This window comes from Acinetobacter sp. EKM10A (assembly GCF_011075215.1).
Classification (GTDB): domain Bacteria; phylum Pseudomonadota; class Gammaproteobacteria; order Pseudomonadales; family Moraxellaceae; genus Acinetobacter; species Acinetobacter baumannii.
Window position 1 is genome coordinate 238,992 of the sequence record NZ_JAALLK010000006.1, and the last position, 7,362, is coordinate 246,353.

9 protein-coding genes are annotated in these 7,362 nt (G+C 39.0%); 7 read left to right on the forward strand and 2 right to left on the reverse strand.

Annotation, left to right across the window (positions count from 1 at the left end; all coding sequences use genetic code 11):
* Positions 1-76: 76 nt before the first annotated feature.
* From G9371_RS10540 to G9371_RS10550, 3 genes are all read left to right on the forward strand, one after another.
* Complete coding sequence (locus tag G9371_RS10540) at positions 77-763, forward strand: hydrolase (RefSeq protein WP_029424417.1); 687 nt, start codon at positions 77-79, stop codon at positions 761-763.
* A gap of 110 nt (positions 764-873) precedes the next feature.
* Positions 874-2,748, forward strand: coding sequence for an amidohydrolase (locus tag G9371_RS10545; protein ID WP_000129808.1), 1,875 nt, complete (start codon positions 874-876; stop codon positions 2,746-2,748).
* A 56-nt stretch (positions 2,749-2,804) separates the two neighbouring features.
* Entirely contained in the window at positions 2,805-2,966 is a 162-nt protein-coding gene (locus G9371_RS10550) for a DUF1427 family protein (protein WP_000784882.1), read from the forward strand.
* A gap of 69 nt (positions 2,967-3,035) precedes the next feature.
* Here G9371_RS10550 and arsC read toward each other — a convergent pair whose 3' ends face one another.
* Positions 3,036-3,464 (reverse strand): arsenate reductase (glutaredoxin), encoded by a 429-nt coding sequence (gene arsC, locus G9371_RS10555; protein WP_000138016.1) that lies wholly within the window; start codon positions 3,462-3,464, stop codon positions 3,036-3,038.
* Positions 3,465-3,548: 84 nt separating this feature from the next.
* Between arsC and G9371_RS10560 the strand changes: the two genes are divergently transcribed.
* Entirely contained in the window at positions 3,549-3,878 is a 330-nt protein-coding gene (locus G9371_RS10560; RefSeq protein WP_000610147.1) for an ArsR/SmtB family transcription factor, read from the forward strand.
* A gap of 104 nt (positions 3,879-3,982) precedes the next feature.
* Positions 3,983-5,017 carry an ACR3 family arsenite efflux transporter gene (arsB, locus tag G9371_RS10565; RefSeq protein ID WP_032009308.1) on the forward strand — a complete coding sequence of 345 codons (1,035 nt, stop codon included), beginning with the start codon at positions 3,983-3,985 and terminating at the stop codon, positions 5,015-5,017.
* A gap of 91 nt (positions 5,018-5,108) precedes the next feature.
* On the opposite strand, the gene G9371_RS10570 is transcribed toward arsB, so the two are convergent.
* The gene (locus G9371_RS10570; RefSeq protein ID WP_000886383.1) at positions 5,109-6,011 is read right to left on the reverse strand and encodes a LysR family transcriptional regulator; all 903 of its coding nucleotides are present in this window, start codon (positions 6,009-6,011) and stop codon (positions 5,109-5,111) included.
* A 101-nt stretch (positions 6,012-6,112) separates the two neighbouring features.
* Between G9371_RS10570 and G9371_RS10575 the strand changes: the two genes are divergently transcribed.
* Both G9371_RS10575 and G9371_RS10580 read left to right on the forward strand, forming a co-directional pair.
* Positions 6,113-6,673 carry a chromate transporter gene (locus G9371_RS10575; RefSeq protein WP_029424415.1) on the forward strand — a complete coding sequence of 187 codons (561 nt, stop codon included), beginning with the start codon at positions 6,113-6,115 and terminating at the stop codon, positions 6,671-6,673.
* On the forward strand, positions 6,673-7,194 hold the full coding sequence (locus G9371_RS10580; RefSeq protein WP_000501457.1) for a chromate transporter: 522 nt from the start codon (positions 6,673-6,675) through the stop codon (positions 7,192-7,194). The genes G9371_RS10575 and G9371_RS10580 overlap by 1 nt, the downstream gene beginning before the upstream one ends.
* Positions 7,195-7,362 lie beyond the last annotated feature (168 nt).

The following is a 7,362-nucleotide window of genomic DNA, read 5'->3' on the forward strand; positions in this document are numbered from 1 at the left end:
TTACATTTTTATCTGTTTTGATAATAACCAGTAGGCAATTTTAAAAGCCTTATATAATGAATAATGGAGTTTAGACGTGAATAAATCACTTTTAGAACAACTATCACCAACCAATTGTCAGGTTATTTTTATTGATCATCAGCCGCAAATGGCTTTTGGGGTACAGTCAATAGATCGCCAAGTATTAAAGAATAATACTGTAGGGTTAGCAAAAGCAGCTAAAACATTCAATATTCCTGTCACCATTACAACGGTTGAAACTGAAAGCTTCTCTGGTCATACCTATCCAGAACTTTTAGACGTATTTCCAGATGCTCCATTACTAGAACGTACTTCAATGAATTCATGGGATGACCAAAAAGTACGTGATTCGCTTGCAAAAAATAATCGTAAAAAAGTGATTGTTTCTGGTTTGTGGACTGAAGTGTGCAATAACACCTTTGCTTTCGGTGCCATGCTTGAAGGCGATTATGAAATTTATATGGTCGCAGATGCTTCAGGCGGTACATCGAAAGAAGCACATGACTACGCCATGCAACGCATGATTCAGGCAGGTGTTGTTCCGGTAACTTGGCAACAAGTATTACTCGAATGGCAGCGTGATTGGGCACACCGTGATACATACGATGCAGTTATGGCAATTGTACATGAGCATTCTGGTGCTTACGGTATGGGTGTGGACTATGCCTATACGATGGTACATAAAGCACCTGAGCGTACAACATCAAAACATGAAGTACTTGCACCAGTTCCTGCAAAATAAAACAGTACTGATTTAGGTAAAGGTATGTCTAGTATTCAATATTTAAGTGATATTAATACAGATATATCTTTATTTTTTTAGAACGATAATTCACAAGAATGGAGTTCAGAATGACCGACATAAACCTCATACTTAAAAACGGTAAAATTACAACACTAGATCCTCAAAACCCTGAAGTACAAGCAATTGCGATTGCAGATGGTAAAGTCGTCCGCACGGGTACAACTGATGAGGTTATGAAACTCGCAACTCCAACAAGTAAAGTTGTAGACTTAAATGGTCGTCGCGTTATACCGGGTCTAAATGACAGTCATTTGCATATTATTCGTGGTGGCCTCAATTACAATATGGAACTGCGCTGGGAAGGTGTGCCATCCGTTGCCGATGCGTTACGCTTACTCAAAGAACAAGCAGATAATACGCCAGCTCCACAATGGGTTCGTGTCGTAGGCGGTTGGACTGAATTCCAGTTTGCTGAAAAGCGTTTACCGACTTTAGAAGAAATTAATAAAGCTGCGCCAGATACTCCAGTATTCGTTTTACATCTATACGCTAGTGCCATGTTGAACCGAGCTGCCCTTGATGTATTAGGCTTTAACAAAGACACACCAGACCCGCTGGGTGGCAAGATTGTACGAAATGAAAAAGGTGAGCCAACAGGTCTCTTGCTCGCAACGCCATCGGCTATGATTTTATATTCGACCTTAGGGAAAGCACCAAAATTGCCAGTTGAAGATCAAGTCAATTCAACTCGTCATTTCATGCGTGAATTAAACCGATTAGGTATTACTTCAGCAATTGATGCAGGTGGTGGAGGTCAAAACTACCCTGAAGATTATGATGTGATTAAGCAATTACATGATCAAAATCAAATGACTGTGCGAATTGCTTATAACCTATTTGCTCAAAAGGCAGGCCAAGAGCTTGATGATTATCGTCGCTGGACAGAAATGACATTTCCGGGTGATGGTGATGAATTATTTAGAATGAATGGAGCAGGTGAGAACCTGACTTGGTCAGCGGGTGACTTTGAAGATTTCTATGAGCCACGTCCGGATTTACCAGAAAAAATGGAAGGTGAACTCGAAGCTATTGTAGAGCATTTGGCTGAAAAGAAATGGCCATTCCGTATTCATGCAACTTATGATGAAAGTATTAGTCGGTTACTCAATGTATTTGAGCGCGTCAATTCAAAACAGCCATTTGCGACACGATTTATTATTGACCATGCCGAAACTGTATCTGAGCGTAATATCGAACGTATTGGTGCGTTGGGTGGTGGTATCGCGATTCAGCATCGTATGGCATATCAAGGTGAGATTTTCGTAAAACGCTATGGTGCCGAAGCTGCCCAAGCAACGCCACCCGTTAAGAAAATGTTAGAACTCGGTGTTCCTGTGGGTGCGGGAACGGATGCGACTCGTGTGGCCTCTTATAACCCTTGGGTGTGTTTGTATTGGCTGACTACAGGTAAGACAGTTGGTGGGTTACCTTTGTATGATGAAAAAAATCTATTAGATCGTCAAACCGCCCTCAAACTCTGGACGAAAGGTTCGGCTTGGTTCTCAGGTGAAAAAGATATTAAGGGTTCACTCACAGCAGGTGAACTTGCTGACTTGGTTGTGCTGTCAGATGACTACTTTAAAGTTGAAGCAGAAGATATCCAGTGGATTGAGTCTGTACTCACTGTTTTAGGTGGAAAAGTGGTGTACGCAGGGGCAGAGTTTAAGCAAGACGATCCGCCGTTACCGCCAGCATCTCCAACATGGTCGCCAGTAAAACGCTTCGGTGGTCAGTGGCGCTTATCTGAAAATCGTAATGCACCTTCGAATCAATCATTACAGTCACAAAGTGCATTGTGTGAATGTGCTAGCAGTTGTGGCATGCATGGACACAGCCACGCTTGGATGCTTGACGTGCCTGTAAATGATAAGGACAAAAAATCTTTCTGGGGCGCACTTGGGTGCTCGTGTTTTGCATTTTAAATAAACCAGTATAGGACCTGCCTCATTAAATAGTTTGTTTCCTTAAGGTATGTACGATGAAAATGTACTTGTTATCTTTGGCTGTAGGGGTGCTTGTTGGTGTCTTATATTATGTTTTAAATGTTAAGTCACCAGCTCCACCTCTTGTTGCATTAGTCGGTTTATTAGGCATGGTAATAGGAGAGCAATTGCTTCCTTTTATCAAATCTTATTTTTAATCCGTTTCATTCAAAAAAAGCTAAACGGTGCCATGCCATTTAGCTTTTTATATTAATAAGTATCTTCAATTACTTTATACGACGGCCTTGCTCATCAATAATGATTTCACCATCTTCTTTTGCAAAATAGCCTAAGTTTTGTGAATCTAAAATGTCCAGTACAATCTCAGAAGGGCGGCAAAGTCGCGTGCCTTTTGGTGTAACCACAAATGGGCGATTAATTAAAATTGGATATTGCACCATAAAATCAATTAACTGTTCATCGGTCCAATGGTCTTGTTCTAACTCTAAATCTTTATAGGGTTCAACATTTTTACGAATTGCTTCACGTACAGTTAGGTTCGAATCCTTAATTAGTTGGATTAGTTCATCTTTACTTGGTGGTGTTTGCAAATATTCAATAACGATAGGTTCAATTCCTGCATGACGAATAAGCGCCAATGTATTGCGTGAGGTTCCGCAAGCAGGGTTATGGTAAATCTTCACTAGCTCAGTCATGACAAATTTATCGATGAATTAAGATATTGCATTTATATATGGATATCCGTATATTTGCAATAACGAATATATTTTGTTGAAGATATGATCAACCAAGTCGATTTCTTTAAATGTCTATCTGACCAAACTCGGTTAAATATTCTTAAATTAGTTCTAAATAAACAAAATATTTGTGTCTGTGAGCTAACCGAACAGCTTGAGTTGAGCCAACCCAAAATTTCTAGACACTTAGCTTTGTTACGAACTCATGGCGTATTACTGGATGAAAGAAAAGGACAGTGGGTTTATTACAGCTTAAATCCTGATTTACCTGTTTGGGCTTTAGATATTTTAAAGGTGATAGAAAATGACGAGAGTGGGACAAAAGTAAAACAACAAGATCAGTCTTTCATCACGACAACGTGTTGTGATTAATCTTCCTAGATTTCCGTCTTTAAAATTTAGATTTTCTTAGCATAAGTGCATAAGTCATTTGTGTGTATTGAGCAAAATTAATCAATTCTTTCTTCGAGTAGAACATGACTAAACAAGGGCTTTCCTTTTTAGATCGAAACCTGACGCTATGGATTTTTATAGCAATGGCTTTAGGTTTAGCGATTGGAGTTTTCTTTCCTCAGGCATCTGTGTCTTTAAATGAATTAAGTGTAGATAACGTTAATATTCCAATCGCAATCGGTTTGGTTTTAATGATGTATCCGCCATTGGCAAAAGTGGAATATGCGGCTTTACCAGAAGTATTTAAGGATAAGAAAACCTTAACTTTATCTTTGATACAAAACTGGATTATTGCTCCAGTTTTAATGTTTATCCTTGCGATTGTTTTTTTGCATAACTATCCGGAGTATATGACGGGCCTTATTTTGATAGGCTTGGCACGTTGTATTGCAATGGTATTGGTCTGGAATGGCTTAGCTTGTGGTGACAACCAATATGTTGCAGCTTTGGTCGCCTTTAATAGTATTTTTCAGATTTTATTTTTTAGCACCTATGCCTGGCTTTTCTTAACTTTCTTGCCGCCATATTTTGGTGTGGCAGGGCAAGTAATTGATGTCAATTTCTGGACCATCACACATGCTGTTTTGGTGTATTTGGGTATTCCATTTTTAATGGGGTTTTTAACTCGTTTGATTTTAGTCAAGTCGAAAGGATTGGAATGGTATCAAACTAAATTTTTACCAAAGATCAGCCCGATTAGTTTAATTGCTTTACTTTTTACCATTGTCGCTATGTTTAGCTTAAAAGGTGGTGATGTGGTGAGCTTACCTTTAGATGTATTACGTATTGCGATTCCACTCACAATTTACTTTGTCGTAATGTTCTTTATTAGCTTCTTTATGAGTAAACGTATGGGGAATAATTACCCACGTACAGCAGCAATTTCATTTACCGCGGCAGGTAATAACTTTGAGTTGGCTTTAGCTGTTGCTATTGCAACTTTTGGTTTGGCATCACCAGTTGCTTTTACTACAGTGATCGGGCCATTGGTTGAAGTACCCGTTTTAATTTCACTCGTCACCGTTTCGCTTTGGTTAAAGAAAAAGTATTACTCTTAAAATCGTAAAATTTATTTGAACTATTTTTTGCTAAAAATGACTTTAACAAAGTGTCTTTATATAGGAACTTTTTATTGCCTAGCTTTTACACTTAGGTCATTGTAGGTAATAGTTTTTGCATGAGTTCAATGAAGTTTGACACTTTAGCTGAGTTTTCATTTTCTCGTGTAATTAAGTAAATAGGCGCATTTAGTTTTATCGAATCATCAAACTCGCGATAGACAATTTCATGGTCCCAAAAGTTATGCATTGAAGCGGGCACAATACTAATTCCAATACCGGCAGCCACTAAATTGAGGGTCGCAGTAGGGCGCGGCGCTTCTTGAATAATACGCGGACTAAAACCTGCCTGATAGCAGCTATATAAAATATTGTCATATAAGCCTTGCCCTGAAGAGCGACGGTATAAAACAAAATTTTCCTCTGACAAGTTGCTTAAACTAATTTTTTTCTTCTGTGTAAGTGGATGGCCGATAGGTAAGGCCACCACCATTGGCTCGTCTAATATATGAAGATGCTTTAAACCAATATCTCGGCTAATCGGCGCTCTTAAAAAAGCAATATCAAGTTTTTCTGAAATTAACCAGTCCAGTTGCTTTTGACTGCCTGCTTCTTCAAGTTTGGTTTGCACAGCAGGGTACATTTCCCGATATGAACGTAATACGAGTGAAATGAGCGGATGCAAACCTGCGGAACTTGTAAAGCCAATATTGAGTTGTCCAGTTTTACCTTGGCTAACATCTTGGACCAATTGAGGAATATGGCGGGCATGTTCTAATAAAAGTTGTGCTTCTTTAAATAATGCTAAACCTGCTTCTGTCGGTTCAATCCCGCGCGGTTGACGAATAAGTAACTGTGTACCGAGTTCTTGTTCAAGTTTTTTAAGTAAACGCGTTAAAGGTGGCTGTTGAATAAACAAACGGTTTGCCGCGTGAGTAATATTTCTTTCTTCAACCACCACTACAAAGGCATGAAGCTTATATAAATCGAGCATAGGAATACCTTTAGGGTATGGTTAATGAAAATAAAAGCATTTGTAGATATATCATAAAAGTATCATTCTATCTTGGTCAGATAAAGTGAAAAGTAACGAAAATGAACCATGTTGAGATTACCGTGCAGAAGGATACTGTTCCTACTTGCACAGAGTTATTTTTAGGTTTTTTAACATTAGGTTTAATTGGATTTGGTGGTGTGCTGCCTTTAGCCCGTAAAGTTATTGTAGAGCAAAGGCATTGGTTAAGCCCTGAAAAATTCACTGAGTTACTTGGTCTGTGCCAATTTTTACCGGGCGGCAATATTATTAATTTATCGGTTGCGATTGGCATGGAGTTTCGCGGTGTCCGTGGAGCAGTGAGCTCACTCATTGGTTTAATCTTCGCACCTACCGTAATTGTTGTACTTTTACATTATGTCTATGAGCAGTTCCAAGACAACTTAATGGTTAAGCACCTTTTTGAAGGTTTAGGAGCAGCAGCAGCAGGGCTTCTGGTTGCAACAGGTTTGAAAATGCTTAAACCCTTATTACGTAATCCATTAGCAATCTGTGTTGTGGTAGCGGCAATTGTCAGCATTGCTTTTCTAAAAATTCCTTTACTTTTGACTATGCTGATTTTACTTGCGTTTTATTCAGCCATCATTTGGAGACGTGTGTAATGGGTGCCGTACTACTTACTTTAGCAATCATTTTTACTCAGTTGTCTCTTATCGCATTTGGTGGTGGGAATACGATTTTGCCCGAAATGCAACGCCAAGTAGTCGATATTCATCATTGGATGACGGCGCAAGAATTTAGTGCGTTGTTTGCCATGGCACAAGCTGCACCTGGTCCAAATATGATGATTGTACCTTTGGTAGGGTGGCATGTAGCAGGGTTGTCTGGTCTATTGGTGACGTCTACTGCTAAATTTTTACCGTCATCTCTTATTACTGTATTTGTGATGAGAGGCTGGTCAAAATTCAAAGATAAGAAATGGCGCCGTGTTTTACAGCTAGCTTTACAACCTGTCACTGTGGGGACTGTGCTTGCCAGTGCATGGATTATTTCTGAAGCAGCGGCAATAAATACTTTACTTATCATTATGGTAGTCATTGCAACTTTATTATCTTTAATTAAAAAAGTTCATCCATTGCATGTTTTGATTGCTGGGGCTGTATTTGGTGTGGTCTTACTCTAGTTTAACCAGTTTGCCGACCTGCGCTGGGATGAGTTCAGGTTGGCTTTTTTTGATTGAAGAAATGATAAAATCTAAAAAACCGATCAAATATATAAAAACATACTGTTTTACCTATTCATTGTTTTAACGTACTATGCATCTATTGAAAGAATTTGGATGCATTGGAGT

Bases quoted from the DNA above. Each gene is read 5' to 3' on its own strand.
- G9371_RS10545 (WP_000129808.1), top strand. From the start codon at position 874: ATGACCGACATAAACCTCATACTTAAAAACGGTAAAATTACAACACTA.
- G9371_RS10550 (WP_000784882.1), top strand. From the start codon at position 2,805: ATGAAAATGTACTTGTTATCTTTGGCTGTAGGGGTGCTTGTTGGTGTC.
- arsC (WP_000138016.1), bottom strand. From the start codon at position 3,464: ATGACTGAGCTAGTGAAGATTTACCATAACCCTGCTTGCGGAACCTCA.
- G9371_RS10560 (WP_000610147.1), top strand. From the start codon at position 3,549: ATGATCAACCAAGTCGATTTCTTTAAATGTCTATCTGACCAAACTCGG.
- arsB (WP_032009308.1), top strand. From the start codon at position 3,983: ATGACTAAACAAGGGCTTTCCTTTTTAGATCGAAACCTGACGCTATGG.
- G9371_RS10570 (WP_000886383.1), bottom strand. From the start codon at position 6,011: ATGCTCGATTTATATAAGCTTCATGCCTTTGTAGTGGTGGTTGAAGAA.
- G9371_RS10575 (WP_029424415.1), top strand. From the start codon at position 6,113: ATGAACCATGTTGAGATTACCGTGCAGAAGGATACTGTTCCTACTTGC.
- G9371_RS10580 (WP_000501457.1), top strand. From the start codon at position 6,673: ATGGGTGCCGTACTACTTACTTTAGCAATCATTTTTACTCAGTTGTCT.